The 16,057-nt window shown below is 39.8% G+C and carries 13 protein-coding genes; 4 read left to right on the top strand and 9 right to left on the bottom strand.

The genetic code is table 11. From position 1 onward, the window contains the following. Positions 1–40: 40 nt before the first annotated feature. The 5 genes from ACNURT_RS05450 to ACNURT_RS05430 all read right to left on the bottom strand — a co-directional run bounded on the left by ACNURT_RS05450 (position 41) and on the right by ACNURT_RS05430 (position 8,309). Positions 41–1,270 (bottom strand): multiheme c-type cytochrome, encoded by a 1,230-nt coding sequence (locus ACNURT_RS05450; RefSeq protein WP_419700875.1) that lies wholly within the window; start codon positions 1,268–1,270, stop codon positions 41–43. 161 nt (positions 1,271–1,431) lie between these two features. Then, positions 1,432–2,931 (bottom strand): RagB/SusD family nutrient uptake outer membrane protein, encoded by a 1,500-nt coding sequence (locus ACNURT_RS05445; RefSeq protein ID WP_419700874.1) that lies wholly within the window; start codon positions 2,929–2,931, stop codon positions 1,432–1,434. A gap of 21 nt (positions 2,932–2,952) precedes the next feature. Next, positions 2,953–6,363 carry a TonB-dependent receptor gene (locus ACNURT_RS05440; protein WP_419700873.1) on the bottom strand — a complete coding sequence of 1,137 codons (3,411 nt, stop codon included), beginning with the start codon at positions 6,361–6,363 and terminating at the stop codon, positions 2,953–2,955. Positions 6,364–6,615: 252 nt separating this feature from the next. Continuing rightward, on the bottom strand, positions 6,616–7,638 hold the full coding sequence (locus ACNURT_RS05435; RefSeq protein ID WP_419700872.1) for a FecR family protein: 1,023 nt from the start codon (positions 7,636–7,638) through the stop codon (positions 6,616–6,618). Positions 7,639–7,724: 86 nt separating this feature from the next. Further along, the gene (locus tag ACNURT_RS05430) at positions 7,725–8,309 is read right to left on the bottom strand and encodes an RNA polymerase sigma-70 factor (RefSeq protein WP_370994858.1); all 585 of its coding nucleotides are present in this window, start codon (positions 8,307–8,309) and stop codon (positions 7,725–7,727) included. A gap of 284 nt (positions 8,310–8,593) precedes the next feature. Here ACNURT_RS05430 and ACNURT_RS05425 point away from each other — a divergent pair, with 284 nt between their 5' ends. Both ACNURT_RS05425 and ACNURT_RS05420 read left to right on the top strand, forming a co-directional pair. Next, positions 8,594–8,809: a GTP-binding protein gene (locus ACNURT_RS05425; protein ID WP_419700871.1), complete on the top strand. Its 216-nt coding sequence runs from the start codon at positions 8,594–8,596 to the stop codon at positions 8,807–8,809. Further along, positions 8,806–8,949, top strand: a complete 144-nt coding sequence (locus ACNURT_RS05420) for a GTP-binding protein (RefSeq protein WP_419700870.1) — start codon at positions 8,806–8,808, stop codon at positions 8,947–8,949. Before ACNURT_RS05425 ends, ACNURT_RS05420 begins: the two co-directional genes overlap by 4 nt. A gap of 321 nt (positions 8,950–9,270) precedes the next feature. Here the strand turns inward: ACNURT_RS05420 and ACNURT_RS05415 are convergent, their stop codons facing one another. Both ACNURT_RS05415 and ACNURT_RS05410 read right to left on the bottom strand, forming a co-directional pair. Beyond that, positions 9,271–10,704, bottom strand: a complete 1,434-nt coding sequence (locus ACNURT_RS05415) for a sugar porter family MFS transporter (protein ID WP_419700869.1) — start codon at positions 10,702–10,704, stop codon at positions 9,271–9,273. After that, a complete protein-coding gene (locus tag ACNURT_RS05410; RefSeq protein WP_419700868.1) occupies positions 10,701–12,524 on the bottom strand; it encodes a class I mannose-6-phosphate isomerase in 1,824 nt (607 codons plus the stop codon). Before ACNURT_RS05410 ends, ACNURT_RS05415 begins: the two co-directional genes overlap by 4 nt. A 271-nt stretch (positions 12,525–12,795) precedes the next feature. Between ACNURT_RS05410 and ACNURT_RS05405 the strand changes: the two genes are divergently transcribed. Further along, the gene (locus ACNURT_RS05405; RefSeq protein WP_419700867.1) at positions 12,796–13,524 is read left to right on the top strand and encodes a GntR family transcriptional regulator; all 729 of its coding nucleotides are present in this window, start codon (positions 12,796–12,798) and stop codon (positions 13,522–13,524) included. Between the two features lie 105 nt (positions 13,525–13,629). On the opposite strand, the gene ACNURT_RS05400 is transcribed toward ACNURT_RS05405, so the two are convergent. Then, positions 13,630–13,959: a hypothetical protein gene (locus tag ACNURT_RS05400; protein WP_370994865.1), complete on the bottom strand. Its 330-nt coding sequence runs from the start codon at positions 13,957–13,959 to the stop codon at positions 13,630–13,632. Between the two features lie 309 nt (positions 13,960–14,268). Further along, on the bottom strand, positions 14,269–15,063 hold the full coding sequence (locus tag ACNURT_RS05395) for a hypothetical protein (RefSeq protein WP_419700866.1): 795 nt from the start codon (positions 15,061–15,063) through the stop codon (positions 14,269–14,271). A gap of 61 nt (positions 15,064–15,124) precedes the next feature. Between ACNURT_RS05395 and ACNURT_RS05390 the strand changes: the two genes are divergently transcribed. Beyond that, complete coding sequence (locus ACNURT_RS05390; protein WP_419700865.1) at positions 15,125–15,991, top strand: glycosyltransferase family 2 protein; 867 nt, start codon at positions 15,125–15,127, stop codon at positions 15,989–15,991. Positions 15,992–16,057: the final 66 nt, after the last annotated feature.

Below are 16,057 nucleotides of genomic sequence, written 5' to 3'. Positions count from 1 at the left end.
ACACGTAGAGACACATTACATGCGCCTTTCTATGCCCTGTTTATATCTTCTTGGTCTTAACAAAATCCAGCACCTTTTGGGTTTCCTGCGGGTAAACTGCTATGTGATGATTGCGTAGCAAATAAGGCGCGCTGATTTTACCCTGGGAACCTCCTCCTACCATGATCACATGCGATGATTGCTGCGGCATATGGCAGTTAATACAATAGTTATTAATCACCGCTCCTATTTGTGGAGCCATTTTACAAAAATTGTGTTTGGCCTCGCTATGGCAACTCAGGCACTTCTGGGTAAACATAGCCAGGTTCCGTTCCTGATTAACATGCGGATCATGGCAGGTATTGCAATCCATTTTACTCATGATAAAGCACTTGCTGGCAGGTAACAACGCGCTCTGATTACCATGCACATCAGGGCTTGGATGTTTAGGATCATCAGGCAAAAAGGTCATCTCTTTAAACTTAGACAAAGTATCACCCATGTGAAAGGCATAAGACGTACGCTGAAAATCGCCGTTGGTACCCGAGTGACAAACTGCGCAGGCATCCATTTTTTGCCCCCTTGTTAAAGATGCGTAGGTGGTGATATATTTGGGCTTCTTCTCATCCGGATAAGCGGTATGATAATTAACGTGATTGGCAGCCGGGCCATGGCATCGCTCACAATCAATACCATATATCAGTGAGGTTTTATCAAATCCTACCTGCATACTCGCCTGGGGCAAGTCGCTGATGTAGGAGGAATGGCACTCCAGGCATTTACGCAATATAGGGCGTTGAAAGTTTACGCGGGTTGGATCATATCCCGGACTATTAGCCCAGCCATGCAAAGCCGTAAAGTAAGATACCGGCAACTCAAATAATTGGTTCTCTTTCCAATACAAATAGGTTTGGGCATTTACCAGGCCTACAGTTATTTCAAACTTTTCAGCCTCGGTTTGTTTGTTGTTCATGTATCCAACCTGGTAAAGGCTATCACCACGCTTTTCCATAGCTACATGCAGCCCGCTACCATAATCTAAAATGTTAAAGCCTTTATCAAAGCTACCTTTAATATTGCCGGCCGCAGCCGGGCGTGTAGTTTGAAAGTGGGCGGTATGCGTATAGGAATTATAAACATCGCTATGGCATTTAACACAACTCTCCGAACCGGCAAATAACTGCCCCCGCGGATCATCTTCCGGAGCACCGGCGTTATAACACTGTGTTAAAATAAAACTTAAGGGGATAAGGGAAATTAAAACAAAAAAGAAGGTCTTTTTCTTAAGCATGTCGTTAATTCACAAATTGGATACCGGTGGTTTAAATTTGATTTTATCGACTGGGGTAAGCTGATAAAATCAACAACAATTTACCTCAATAATTATATAAAACAAATAAAAAACAAAGGGCCGCCACATAACGCGGCAGCCCTTCTATATAAGCGGTTGTATTAATTGTAGCCTGGGTTTTGTTTTACCTGGCTGCCATTGGTTGTCTCATTCAATGGGATAGGTAAAATTTCATTTACACCTGCTTTAAAGCCTTTAAACGATAAAGCAGTGGGTGCTTGTCCCCAGCGTACCAGGTCAAACCAACGATGACCTTCTGTAGCCAGCTCTAAACGCCTTTCGGTATACACATTTTGCAGGGTTGCCGCTACAGATGGTAAACCCACACGGCTGCGTACAGCATCAAGCAAAGTTTGAGCACGCGCGGTGCTGCCACCACCATTCAGATCAGCTTCAGCTTCCATCAGGTAAGTATCAGCCAACCGGATCTCGATGTAGTCATTAGGCCAGTTCAGTTCGGTAATACCTGTTGTTACTTTATTGGCGTTGATAGGTGCGTATTTCTGTATAAAGTAACCAGTATTCTGATAGCTTGGCGCATAGCTTGTTTTAGTAGCTTTGGTTAAGCTGTCGATATTTACAATAGTATAACCATACCGCGGATCACCTTTCATGGCATCGGCTAACTGGGTAGTAACCGGGCTAAAGCCATAACCACCGCTGTAGTAAATTGGACCGGTATAACTTCTTGGGCCAACCATTTGTACATACACATTTGATTTAAACTGATCCCAGTTGCTCCAGGTATAGCTTTGTGTACCAGAGTGTACCAATTCAAAGATAGATTCACTGTTGAACTTATTTTTGGTGCTGAATATATCACCATAATTAGGCAGCAGTTTATAGCTGTAATTGGTATTTACATCGTTTAATAAGCGTGCGGCATCTGACCATTTTTTTTCATACAGGTACACTTTACCCAAAAGGGCCTTTGCTGCACCTTGAGATACCCGACCATTCTCTGAAGGAATAATAGTTACCGGTAGGCCATCAATAGCTGCTAAAAGATCCTTTTCTATCTGCGCATATACAGCTTCTGTAGGAGCCTGAGGCTGTTGATACACGTTGCTGATATTTAAAGTAGTGAGTATTAAGGGCACGTTTTTAAATAACCTAACCAGGTCAAAGTAATAGTGCGCACGCAGGAATTGGCCCTCGGCTGTATACCTTTTTAACAGATCAGCACTTAGGCCCGGTACTTTAGGTAATTGCTCTAACAAAACGTCGGCACGGTTTACACCCTGAAAATTAATAGCCCAGAATTGGTTTTGAGGGCCAACAGTTGGCGACAGGGTATAATTATTAATAGCCTGCCATGCGGGTACGTCTGACGAACTGCCACCACCTGCGTAACAATCATCCGATGCAGCGTTCAATGCACCCAGAGGTGATGAATAGGTATTATCAATACCACCTGTTTCGGTAACCAAAGGGTCATAGGCAGCCACCACAGCGGTAAGCGCCTCCGCAGGGTTGGCATAATAGTTTGACTGCAGAAACTGCCCTTGCGGCGTTAATTCCAGGAATGATTTTTTACAGGAAGCTAAAGCACTTACACCCAGCAAAATTGCTCCCGTATATATAATATATTTTGATTTCATGATCAATCTTGTTATTTGTTATTATAAAGTAATGTCTAAACCAGCCATAAATGTGCGGGCCTGAGGGTAAATGCCCATATCGATACCACCACTTATTTCGGGGTCATAACCTTTGTAACCGGTAATAGTTACCAGGTTGTTGCTACTTAAAAATACTCTTACCTTTTTAACATCTGCGGATTTTAACCAGCTTTGTGGCAGGTTATATCCTAACTGCAAGGTTTTAATACGGAAGTAAGCGCCGTTTTGCAGGTAAAAATTTGATGGGTTTTTAAAATTCTGGTTTGGGTCAGCATCAGTTAAACGAGGATAGTTGCTGCCTGAATTTTCTGGCGTCCATGCATTTACAGCCGCGATAGGATAGTTTGCCGAAGCGATATCTAACCTGCGGTAAGCCTGGTAAATCTTATTACCCCAAACACCCTGACCAAATATTTTTATGTCAAAGTTTTTGTAGCTGGCGTTAAAGTTTACACCGTAAGTGAAGGTAGGTAACGGGTTACCCAGGAATTTACGATCTGACGCGGTTATTTTACCATCACCATCTACATCAGCCCATTTAAAATCACCTGGTTTAGCGTTAGGCTGTATTAACTGGCCATTTTTAGTATAAGCGTTAATTTCTGCCTGTGAGTGGAATACACCCAGCTCCTGGAAGCCATAGAACGCACCCACCGGCTGACCAACAGCAGTACGGCCAATTTCATAGGTGGAGCTTTGTACACTACCTACAGTAAAGTAGTTTATCTGATTACCCAGGCTGGTTACTTCGTTGTGATTATAAGATATGTTACCACCTACGTTATATTTAAAATCACCTACTTTGCCGGTATATCCCAGGCTTAACTCCACACCCTTGTTTTCCATATCACCAACATTGGCAAATGGTTGACCGCTAAAACCGGCATAAGTTGGTAACTGCACATTTTGCAGCATACCTTTGGTCAGCTTTCTATAAACATCAAAGGTTACGCTTAAGTTATTGAACAAGGTAGCATCAAAACCGAGATCAGCAGTACGGGTTTCTTCCCATTTCAAATCCGGGTTGGCCGGAGCATTAGGGCTGTAACCAACAATCAGGTTATCATTACCAAATACATAATTACGACCGCTACCAATAGTTGCAGCGTAGGCAAAATCGCCAACGGCCATCTCATTACCTACAATACCGTATGAACCACGTAGTTTAATAAAATCAACAAAGGTATTTTTCGGGAACCAGTCTTCTCGGCTGATTACGTAACCAGCTTCGGCTGATGGGAACGTACCGTAAACATTGTTACTACCAAACCTTGACGAACCATCCCGGCGGATGATACCTGTGAACAGGTATTTTTGATCATAATCATAAGTCACCCTGCCAAAGTACGAGGCCAGTGTGTGTGGTTGAGCTATGATACCAGTAGCTATCCTGTTAGCTGCCGGTAAAGCGAACCCGGTTGAAGCGTCGGCAAATGAATTTACCGGCTCACCAATGAATGTGCCACCTAAGCCCGATGACGTTATTTTCTGTGCACTGGTACCTACTAAAGCAGATAAATTGTGCTTACCGAATGAACGGGTATAAGTAGCTGTATTATCCCAGTTCCATGACAGGTTTCTGTCGTTTTCCTGATACTGTGAAGTGCTTGAAAGGTTACTTGTGCTTGAATTTAGATAATAAAGCGGAGTAAATCCATCCTGCCCATAATATGATTGTTTGGCACCTATCTGTGTACGGATCTTTAAACCCTCAATCGGTTCAATCTCAGCAAAAGCATTACCCAGGAGATTGGTCGCATAGTTGTAATTACCTACCCGGGTTTGAGCGTATGCAAAAGGGTTGGTGATCTCCTGCGATACATAGTTGGATATACCATACGGCAATCCCTGTGCATTTCTTACTATGTAATTGGCCTGATCGGTATAAACAGACGCGTTTGGTTGGGCACCAATATCACTTACTGTTACCGGGGTAAGCGGATCAAGGTTTAAAGCAGAACTAAGTGGACCACCAAATACACTATTGGTATTACCTACACTCTTATTTCGGTTATAAGAATAGGTGAAATTTTCACCAATAGTGAACCATTTTTTTACTTTATAAGTAGTATTGGTTGTAAAGTTGAATTTCTTGTAATCAGAAATGTCAGGCATTACGATACCTTTTTGATCAAGATAACCAAATGAGGTATAGTAAGTAACTTTATCAGTAGCGCCGCTGATATTCAGGTTATGATTCTGAATCAGAGCATTGTTACTGAAAATCTCATTTTGCCAGTTGGTACCCGCGCCTAATGATCCCGGATTGGTGAATATAGGAGCTTTGCCATCATTAACCTGTGCTTCATTTCTTAAAGTGGCATACTGTGATGCATTGGCCAATTTAACCTTGCTTACCGGCCCCTGAAAACCTATATAGCCGTTATAGCTAATTACAGCATCACCTTTTTTACCTTTTTTGGTAGTGATGAGGATAACACCATTTGATGAACGAGAACCGTAAATAGCTGCAGACGCATCTTTCAAAACCTCCGTTGATTCAACATCATTAGGGTTCAATAACGATATGTCATCAACAACAACTCCGTCAACAACATATAACGGATCGCTATTTATTCTTGATGTAACACCCCTTACACGTATTTGCGGAGCAGCACCAGGCTGACCGGAGCTTTGTACTACGCTTACCCCACTAACGCGGCCTCTTAAAGCATCATCAATACGAGTTACCTGCTGATCTTGTATATCGGCAGCTTTAACACTGCTGATAGCACCTGTAACGGTAGCTTTCTTTTGTGTGCCGTAACCTACAACAACAACCTCGTTCAGGTTTTTAACGTTTTCAACAAGGGTTATGGTAATGTTAGTTTGGTTGCCAACAGTTATCTCCTGGTTATTATAACCAATATAAGCTACCACCAATACAGATGACGGACCAGCTACGTTCAGTTTAAAGTTACCATTCAAATCTGTTGACACGCCATTTGTGGTGCCTTTTTCAAGGATGCTGGCTCCAATAATAGGCTGACCGCTTTGGTCAACAATCTTACCAGTTATTGGCGTTGCAGCAATATCTGTTTCTGTATTTGCCGGAGTGGTTACAGGAACCGGAACTGTTTCATCAACGGGGCTGGCTTTGCCTAAAACAATCCTGCCCTGCAGTACTTCATAGCTTATACCTTTACTTTTTAATACTTCGTCAAGCACATTTTTAAGCGACTCGTTTTCCATATTAACAGAAACCTTCTGAGTGCCGTTGATAGCTGTGCTGCTGTATATAAACTTAATATTATCATTCTTTTGCAAATGAGTTAATACATCAACCAGGGTAGTATTATTTAATGATATACTTATCTTTTTATCAAGTATACCCTGGGCGCTCAAGGTGTTTGAGTATGCCATACCGGTTAACATGGTTGATATCAGAATTTGTATAAATGTTATCCTCATGATTTGATACCAGGGAATAGGTGTTCGTAAACGAAATTTCATATATTTGTTATGTTTCTTTTTAAAAATGAGACAATTAACGCCCCGCCACCATTAAAAATGGTGTCAATTGATTTGGGCTAATCTGAACTTAGGAGTGGTCGCAACACTTCTAAGTTTTTTTATTTATACCAGTTTTCTTGCTGGCTTATAACTGATTTTTAGGCTTTTGTTCTCTCTTTCATTCAATCATGGGTTTGGTTAATAGTTGGTTTATTTAAGTTCGATAGTGTTATTTTTTATTTCGTAATCAATACTTAACGATTTATTAAGCGCCTCAAGAACATCGGGCAGGTTAAAGCCCGTAAAATCTGCGTTAAGCATATAGCGGTTCAATTTTTCGTTGGCTACAACAATGTGTGTTTTATACCTCGCGTTTAGTGCAGGTACAATATCCTTCATCAGTTTATTATCAAATAACAAATCCTCGTGGTTCCATATTTTAAGCGTGGTTTCATCAGATTTGGTGATAGGCTTCAATGTATGATCATGCACAGAGTACACCGCCTTCTGATGCGGATACAGCATCACATCCCCGTTTTCTATATTTAACCGGGTGTTGTTTACGCTCTGTTTGGTTTTAATACTCACAGATACTTTACCAGTTACTACCGCCACATCAGCCTCACTGCTTTGCCCATTATCACGAACCCGGAAACTTGTTCCCCAAACTTTGGTAATAATAGAATGACTACTGATTATAAAAGGGCGTTCTGGATTTTTAGTGACCTCAAAAAAGCATTCGCCCGACATGAAAACCATACGCGCCGATGCCGCAAACCTCTTGGGATATTTTAATTGGGCATTAGGGTTTAACCAAACTGTACTGCCATCGGGAAGTTTTGATTTATAAATACGGTGGGAGTTATTGGTAATAGACACCATTTCCTGCTGGTTACTGGCCAGTGTATCTTGGGTACCCGTATTTGTTTTACGGAATAAACCTATCATAATAGCTATCAATAGCATGGCAGCTACTGCACCTACCCATAACCAGGTATTACTTCTGTTATTTATTATCGGCGCGTCCTGATCATTTACAGCATCTATATTGCTCAGTATACTGTTATATATTTTTTCTTCCAACTCTTTTTGTTGAGAGGCGTTCAGAGCCGAAGTATAATTAGTATCATGTTCAAATGATTGGTACCATTGTTTTACCAGGGTAGCTTCATCATCCGTGCATTCGCCATTAATATACCTTTCCAGTAATTCAATAGATAGATGTTCTTTCATGAAAAGAAAAAAAATTCGGTTTATACTATGATTGACGTTTGAGAAAGACACATCCCTTAGTCGGTTTGAAACTTTTTATTAAAAAATTATTTTAGTAATAAAAACAGCATAAGGGTAAGATAGTGGGTAAGGGTAAGCCTTATTTGTTTTAAGGCTTTGGTGAGATGCTGTTCTACCGTTTTCTCGGATATCCCCAGGTAGGTGGCTATTTCCTTATTGCTTTTGTGTTCTTTACGGCTCAATTCAAATACCGAGCGGCATTTGTCGGGCAGGTGGCTTATTTCCTCATCAATGGTATAAACCAGGTCTTTTAACATGATGGAATCTACGGTTGAGTTATCAACCTCCGTATGTACAACTTTAAAGGCCTCTTTATACTTTGATCGCACCAATTCCTTACGATAGATGTCAATAACCTGGTTAGCTATTGCCGAATGCAGGTATGCGCCTATAGTAGTGTTGATTTGCAGTACTTGTCTTTTTGTCCAAAGATTAGTAAAAAGTTCCTGTACAACCTCTTCGGCCAATTCTCTGTTCTTTAGCCTCTTGTATGCTTCATCAAATAATTTTTTCCAGTACCGGGAGTATATCTCACGGAACGCACCAAGCCTGTCTTGCTTCAGCAACCGTATCAGTTCCTCTTCGGACAGTTCTTCTGTGAAATCAATCATAACTTAGGTAACAGCAGGTTAATAGGATGTAATTAAAATATTAACCAATCGACAAAACTGAAAAAAAATCAACAACCTATCAAGTCTGGATTGTAATAGTTTCGTTGATTTTTTATTTTTCACCGTAACATTTTAGTTATTAAAAATTTACAAAGTGTTATTAAAACACTTTGCTGTATAAAAACGGACTTGCAACTGTATTATTATTTACTCGTCCAACAACATCAAAAGCAACATAATTGCATTTATTAATTATATTTGTTTAAATTTAAGCAGACTGAAGAATGAGCGTGACAGCAGCAAAGCCCGTTACTATAATCACTGGTTTTCTCGGCGCCGGTAAAACCACTTTCCTGAACGGACTAATAGCCTATCGAAATACCGAAAAACTCGCCGTGATTGAAAATGAATTTGGTCAGGAAGGGATAGATGGTCAACTGGTATTTGCGCTGATGATAAGCTGTTTGAACTCAGCAATGGCTGCTTGTGCTGCATTTTGAATGAAGACTTCTACTCGCTGCTGGAAGTGTTATGGGAAGGCCGCGAAGAGTTTGATGAGTTGGTGATAGAAACCACCGGTATAGCCAATCCTGCATCGGTAGCGGCGCCCTTTCTTACCAATGCCAATGTGCCCTACTAGCCATCAACATGGCGATCTGATTTCATTAAGCTTTAATTTTAAGAGCCTTTCGACTTACAACTACTCTCACATAGATTAACAGTTTTCCTTAACTTTCAGGCTAAAGATGTTTACCGCGTAAAAGGCATTTTTAACATTCTAATGGTCATTAAAAGCGGAAAGAACACCGTAATTCCAGATAAGATAGAAGCGATATAAAAATAATGCGGGAGCAACAACATCACAATCATTAACTTAAGTTCATTTTACTATTTGGTTTAAAAAAGCTTAAATATAGGCCTTTATGGCTCATTGTTTTAATTAAATACCTAAAACCGAATATTACGATTTATCTGATCTGCTTTCTTGGATATAAGTCCGTTTCCAGTAAGCTTCGATATTTTCCAATGAACGGCCTTTGGTTTCGGGAATGAGTTTAAAAGTAAGCCATAATGCAGGTGAACAGCAAAGGGCGAATAGCCAAAATGTCCATGAGGAGCCCAAACCTTCTAATAACATAGGTGTTAGCTGCCCTACTAAAAAATTACCTATCCACAATGATAGTGTGGCCAAGGCCATCGCCTTTCCCCTGATGGCATTAGGAAATATTTCGCCTACAACTACCCAGCAAACCGGCCCAAAAGAGAATGCGAAACAGGATATAAATGTTATTATAAAGATCAATATCCACGGCCCGGTAGTTATTCCTAATGCAAACAAAGCTCCAATAATGAGTAATGAAATAACCGCGCCGCCAATACCTGTAAACAATAAGGGTCTGCGTCCCCATATATCAATGGTAAAAATGGCTACAAAAGTAAATATTACGTTAACCAAACCTATGGTTACCTGACCGCCAAGCGCATTATTTAGCGTGAAACCCGCCTGCTCCAAAATCCTTGGGCCATAATAAATTACCGCATTAATGCCACATACCTGCGACAGAAAGGGCAGCAGTAATCCTATCCATAAAGCCCTCCGATAAACCGGCGTAAACAATTCTTTAATGGAGCCGCCTTCATTATTTTTGTTCAACGCTTTAAAAGCATCCATTTCCTTCTGCGCCATCTCGGTTCCATCAATTTTTGTGAGCACTGTTATTGCCTTTTGCTCCTGCCCTTTTAATAATAACCAGCGTGGCGATTCGGGCACTAAAAACAAACAGATCAAAAATATACCAGCGGGCAATGCTCCTAATCCTAACATACCGCGCCAAACCTCGGCCGAAAATATTTTACTGATATCAGCATTGTTAAACACATCGGTGGCATGATTTGCCAGATAAGCGTTTGAAAAATAAGCCAGTACAATGCCAATGGTTAAGGCGAGCTGATATAACGATACCATCATTCCACGGAGACGTGATGGCGAGAATTCTGAAATATACAAAGGTGATACCATAGAAGCTACACCAATGCCCAAACCGCCAATTAATCTAAATATAATTAAAGTGGTAAATGAGCCTGATAGCATACAACCTAAAGCCGATGCCAGGAAAAGCACGGCCGAAATAATCAGTACGATTTTGCGGCCATACTTATCGCTTAATTTACCAGAAAGGCTAACGCCTATGATACAACCTAACAGCGCACAACTTACAAACCAGCCCTCGCTAACCGCGTTTAAGTTAAAGTTATGCTTAACCAAACTTACCGTCCCTGAAATTACAGCGGTATCAAAACCAAATAAAAACCCACCAAGGGCGGCCACAAGACATACCAGATAAAGGTAGATCTTGCCCGGTTTTGCGGCCGTAATATCAATCACTTCACTCATTTTAAAAAGGCTTTAATCACCTTTGCGCGGCTTTTACCCAAGTTGGTTAATGTATATGATTGTGCCGCTGCCGGCACAACAAAGGTTTCGGCATAGGCAAAAGTTTGTTTGGTTCCGTTAGCTGTTTTTATGGTAATGGTCGATCCTTCAACCAACATCATCACATGGCATTGGTTATGAGTTTCAATGGTGAACTCTTTGTCAAATTCTATTCGGTGTACATCATAAAAATGTTCCTGATGCGTTGGCAAATGTACCAGTTGCCAGTCTTCGCCTTGCCTTATAACCTCTTGTTTGGAAATAAGCTCTGTTTTTACTTTTTCACCTTTACGCTCAAAATTGAGGTTATTAAAAGCATGTTCAATGTTAATCGGGCGCGGGTTACCGTCAAGATCGAGCCTTAGCCAATCGTACATCTTAAAGGTAAAAATATAGGGTGTAGCGCTAATCTCCAGCACCAGGTTATCAGCTCCTGCACTATGTACGGTACCGTTTGGGATCAGGAACAGGTCGTGTTTTTTGGCTGCATGTGCCTGAACATAATTTGTAATCGCCACCTCCTTGTTATTATGCTGACTGGTTTCCAATACCGATCTAAATTCTTCGGGCTGAATACTTTCCTGAAAACCAAGATAAACCTCGGCCTTATCCTTGCAATCCAATATATAGTAAGTCTCGTCCTGGGTTATAGTCTCACCAAAATTCTCCTGTATATATTTTAGCGAAGGATGACATTGGATAGATAAATTGCCTCCACCATAGGTATCCAAAAAGTCAAACCGGATAGGGAACTCATCACCAAACTTTTGAGCATGCAGGCCCAGTACCTCTTGCTGGTTATTAAACATCAGGAAATCAAAAGATACTTCAAGCAAATAACCGTCGCTTTCAAATACCAATCCATTCTCCGGCACAATCAATTCAAACGACCAGGCATAATTAACTACATCTTTATTGATGTTTTTGATGTGCTCCTGTATCCAATGACCACCCCAGGCTCCAGGTTCAAACCAGGGCCTAACCCTGATCACCGACCGGCTAAGATTATTCAGGCCATCCATGAAATCGGCTTTGTACATCCAGTTAATATCATCTGGCCATTGCCCGTCAGCTATAACATCAATTTTATTAAGTATTTGTTTTTTATGATTGTTCAGTAAAACCCAGTCAACAAAATAAAAGCGTTTATACATGTAAAACGGATCGTTAGCTTCATGAGCGCCTATGTTGGTTATAGCGCCTGCCCGCATTCTGAACTGCACTTCATTTTTGGGCAGGTCGATATAAATTACAGGCGCATCCCAGTTGCTTAATGCCGCTCCCGGACCTATAATTATGTTAAGATACGCAGCGTTAACTGGTAATTGTTCCGTTAATTTATCCAGTTCAAACAGATCACGAAGGGTTAGGGTACATTTGGTTCCCCAAACAGCATCGGAAGCTCCCAAAAAAGGTTCAGTTAAATTCTCAATTTCCTGCTGTGACCTTAAATATGCTGAAGTTTCTACCCAGTTAACCGTTAATCCTTCTTCTGCAAAATGTTCATTTAAGGCTTCCTTTATTGCATTCCAAAAAACACCTGCATATCCATCAATAATTACAGTTTTTTTCCCGATGATGTACCGGGCTAATGAATGATATCCGTTAAAAATCTTTCCTCCTTCTAATGAACTTACCGGGTAAACATTATATTCATCCTGTGCAATACTGCTGTTATTTGTTAATCTTACAGGCATTAAAAATTGTGAAGTTTTCCGGAGCTTTTCGTTGGCAGATTTACCCCAACCGGATGTATTTGTATAGTTTAGATTGACATTCATTTATTTGTAATAATGTACGTACATATTTATCTGAGTGTATAAGAATCTTAAAAGAGCCTCATCATCAAAAAAACATTTGCAAATAGTCGACTTATGATATATTATGTACAAACATATAAATAAATTTATCATACAAGTAATTTCCAATTAACTTATTTTTGTACTTGAAAATAATAATTGCCAAATACTAAAAACGGTTTAGGTACGTCTTTATGTAGCAACAAATAAACTTGTTGAATAAAATGGCTATTATTGTAATTTACACTAATAAATGAAATACGCTATAGATCATAAAAGTCCTATCCCTTTACACGTACAGGCCGAAGCCCTTTTAAGAACGTTGATAGCAGAAGAAGAGTACCAGGAAGGTAAACTTTTGCCAAACGAGGTAGATCTGGCCAAAAAGCTGGCTATATCACGTACCACTTTAAGACAAGCCATCAACAAACTGGTTTTTGAAGGATTACTGGTGCGTAAAAAAAGATTCGGCACCAAGGTTGCGCAGGCTGCAGTTAGCTCAAAATCAAACAACTGGTTAAGCTTTTCGCAGGAAATGGCTTTAAGAGGAATCCCTATCAGGAACTTTGAATTGCACGTTACCTGGGTATTTCCGGATGAGGCGCTGGCAAAGTTTTTCGAAATAAAAACAGACCGTAAAATATTGAAAATGGAACGGGTAAGAGGTCGTACTGATGAGCCATTTGTCTACTTTGCTTCCTATTTCCATCCTCGTGTTGGCCTTACGGGCGATGAGGATTTTAAAAGACCATTATATGAAATGCTGGAGCAGGATCATTCTGTTATAGCTACCTTGTCAAAAGAAGAGATCAGTGCAAAATCAGCTAATACCTTTATTGCCGAAAAATTGAGAGTAGCTGTTGGCAGTCCGGTACTGTTTAGAAAAAGATTTGTTTTTGATCAAGGTGAAAGGCCAATTGAATATAATTTGGGATACTATAAAGCTGATAGCTTTGTATACACCGTAGAGAGCACCCGTTAAGGGCCTGCCACATCATTTAATTTGATGCCTGACTCATCAAATTAAATTTCCATATCACATCACTTTGTTTATTTTTCAGGCGGTCAGTCATATCCAGATCTTATATTACGTACGAGGCCGCTTAGGGTTAAATGCTACCAAATAGGTTAGCTCTTCATTCAAAACGTTCCGCGTTCCTTCTTTATGATTTTCCTGGTAATTCGGCTGATTGAGTCTTGATTTAATGGTATGAAAGACCTGTAATAATATCTCCGGGAATATCCTGGCTGCAATTGTTGGATAATAATCTTTCTGGATTTTTATTCGTTCGATATCCGTAGCCATACTTAATTCCCAGTTATCTTCTCCTTTAAAACCATGTTCTTTGGCAGTATTTAATAAATCGAACATATACATACGGGTTTGTTTTTCTATAGCTTGCTTGTCTATTATCATGGTTTACTTGTTTTACTTGTTTACAACAGCACTGGCAATTCATGATACAATAACATTGTTTTTAACAAGAAGGCAAACAATTGTTTTGCTCATTTTGGTGATGATGTTGGTATTGTTTTATTAGCTAAAACTTAATTATCACCGTATTGGAAAATGGCAATGCCTAAGAATTTATTTAATGGCATGGAAGGAATTGCTTAAAGGTAAGCATATTTTATTGCATAAGCGGTTTTAATTTAACCAGTAGTATAAAAACAAAATGCGCTCCGGGTTTTACCCGGAACACAATGCTTTAGTTGGAGACTTCGGTTAATTGCCTGTTTGCTTTTGATATATATAATTCCGGATTTTGGCATTGGTTTCATACCATGCCCAAAAACAGGAGAGAAAAAAACCGGTAAAACCGTCTTTGTACCCCCTTGCAGATATAAAACTGTTACGGAACGACCGGAAAGGCTGCAAAGCTATTTCACGTGGTGTGCTACGGATCCCATTCTTAAAGCGAGCCTCTCCTTCGTTACGCAAATACCGGGAATGTTTCTCAAAAAGGTTCCGGTAACTTATCATCCAGTAATGATGAATAAAGTTTTTCCCTTTAAAAACAATATCATGGGTAGTGTAACCATCTTTTACTTTTCGGCCCAGATGAATAAGTTCCCGAAATTCAAAGCGATTATGATTCACCAGTAATATTCTCCTGTTTATACCACCCCAGTTAGTGCCGTAAAGTCGTTTTCCTTTAAAATAAAATATCCATGGCGAACTAATGGCTCCAACATTATCCAGCGGTACGCCACCCTTAAAAATATGGTGAATTTCATTAACCAGCTCTTCACTCAGCACCTCATCCGGATCGGTGATCAACACCCATTCATGTTTTGTTGACCTGGAGTATTTAGCGTGTATCCACTCGCAGCTATCTACCCGGGCATGATCAATTACCTTAGCGCCAAACCGTAAAGCTATTTCTTTAGAATCATCTTCAGAGCCCAGGTCAAAATATAAGATCTCATCACAGAATGACAAGGGTTTTAAGGCTTGTTTCAATAACCGGGCTTCATTATACCCTACAATAATGGCAGAAACAGGCAATTTATCAATCATAATCAGGCTGGCGATAGCGAACTAAAGTAATAATTTTATACATTAGTTCGCTATTAAATCTATGCCAGATAAGCCCTTCTTTTCCATTATCATACCGGTTTTCAATGGTGCAGCCACACTATCAGATGCTTTAAATAGTATTTTAAACCAAACATTTACCAACTATGAGGTAATTGTTATCGATGGTTTATCTACAGATAATACCATGTCTGTAATCAATAGTTATGCTAAAGAGTTACCTCTTCAATATTTATCAGAACCAGACAAAGGCATTTATGATGCCATGAACAAGGGCATAAAACTATCCTGCGGCGATTGGTTATACTTTATGGGGAGCGATGATACATTGTATGATACAGAGGTATTATCGGCTATACACCAGGAGTTAAGCCACAATTCATGCCACCTGATATATGGTAATGTTATTGGTCAGTTATCAAACACAAAGTATGCTTATGATACAGGAGATAGAGTTTTAACAGAGGGACTCCATCACCAAAGCGCCTTCTATAAAAGAACCCTTTTTGAAGAGTTAGGCGGCTACAGCAATTCATTTAAAATAGCAGCCGACTATCATTTTACTTTAAAAGTATTTGTCAGCAATTTATACAAAACACATTATGTAAACATCGACATCTGCCTCTATGGCGAAAGTGGTTTTAGTTCACAAAACTATGATTATAAATTTTACAGCTATCACTACAGGTTTTTATTAAAACATAATGCCGTAAAACAAACCCTGGCCTATCAAAAGTGCTTAGACGATTCCGTGTATTGCTGTTTGTATTTAGCTATGAATAAAACAGACACTTTATTTGCCTGGCAAAACCTAATGTTTTACCTGTTTCGAAAAAACACATTTACCTTTAAGCATAAAATAAAAAAAGGGATCCAAATGCTTAAATGGAGCATACTAAACAACCGATAAAATTTAGCTTCATTTATCTCTTTCGGGAAAAGGCCAAAATCATAACATTAAAGGATAGTTTCGGTG

Source organism: Mucilaginibacter sp. NFX135, from assembly GCF_048565145.1.
Lineage (GTDB): Bacteria > Bacteroidota > Bacteroidia > Sphingobacteriales > Sphingobacteriaceae > Mucilaginibacter.
The sequence above is the reverse complement of the archived record's forward strand: the minus strand, read 5'-3'. Positions and strand labels throughout refer to the sequence as shown.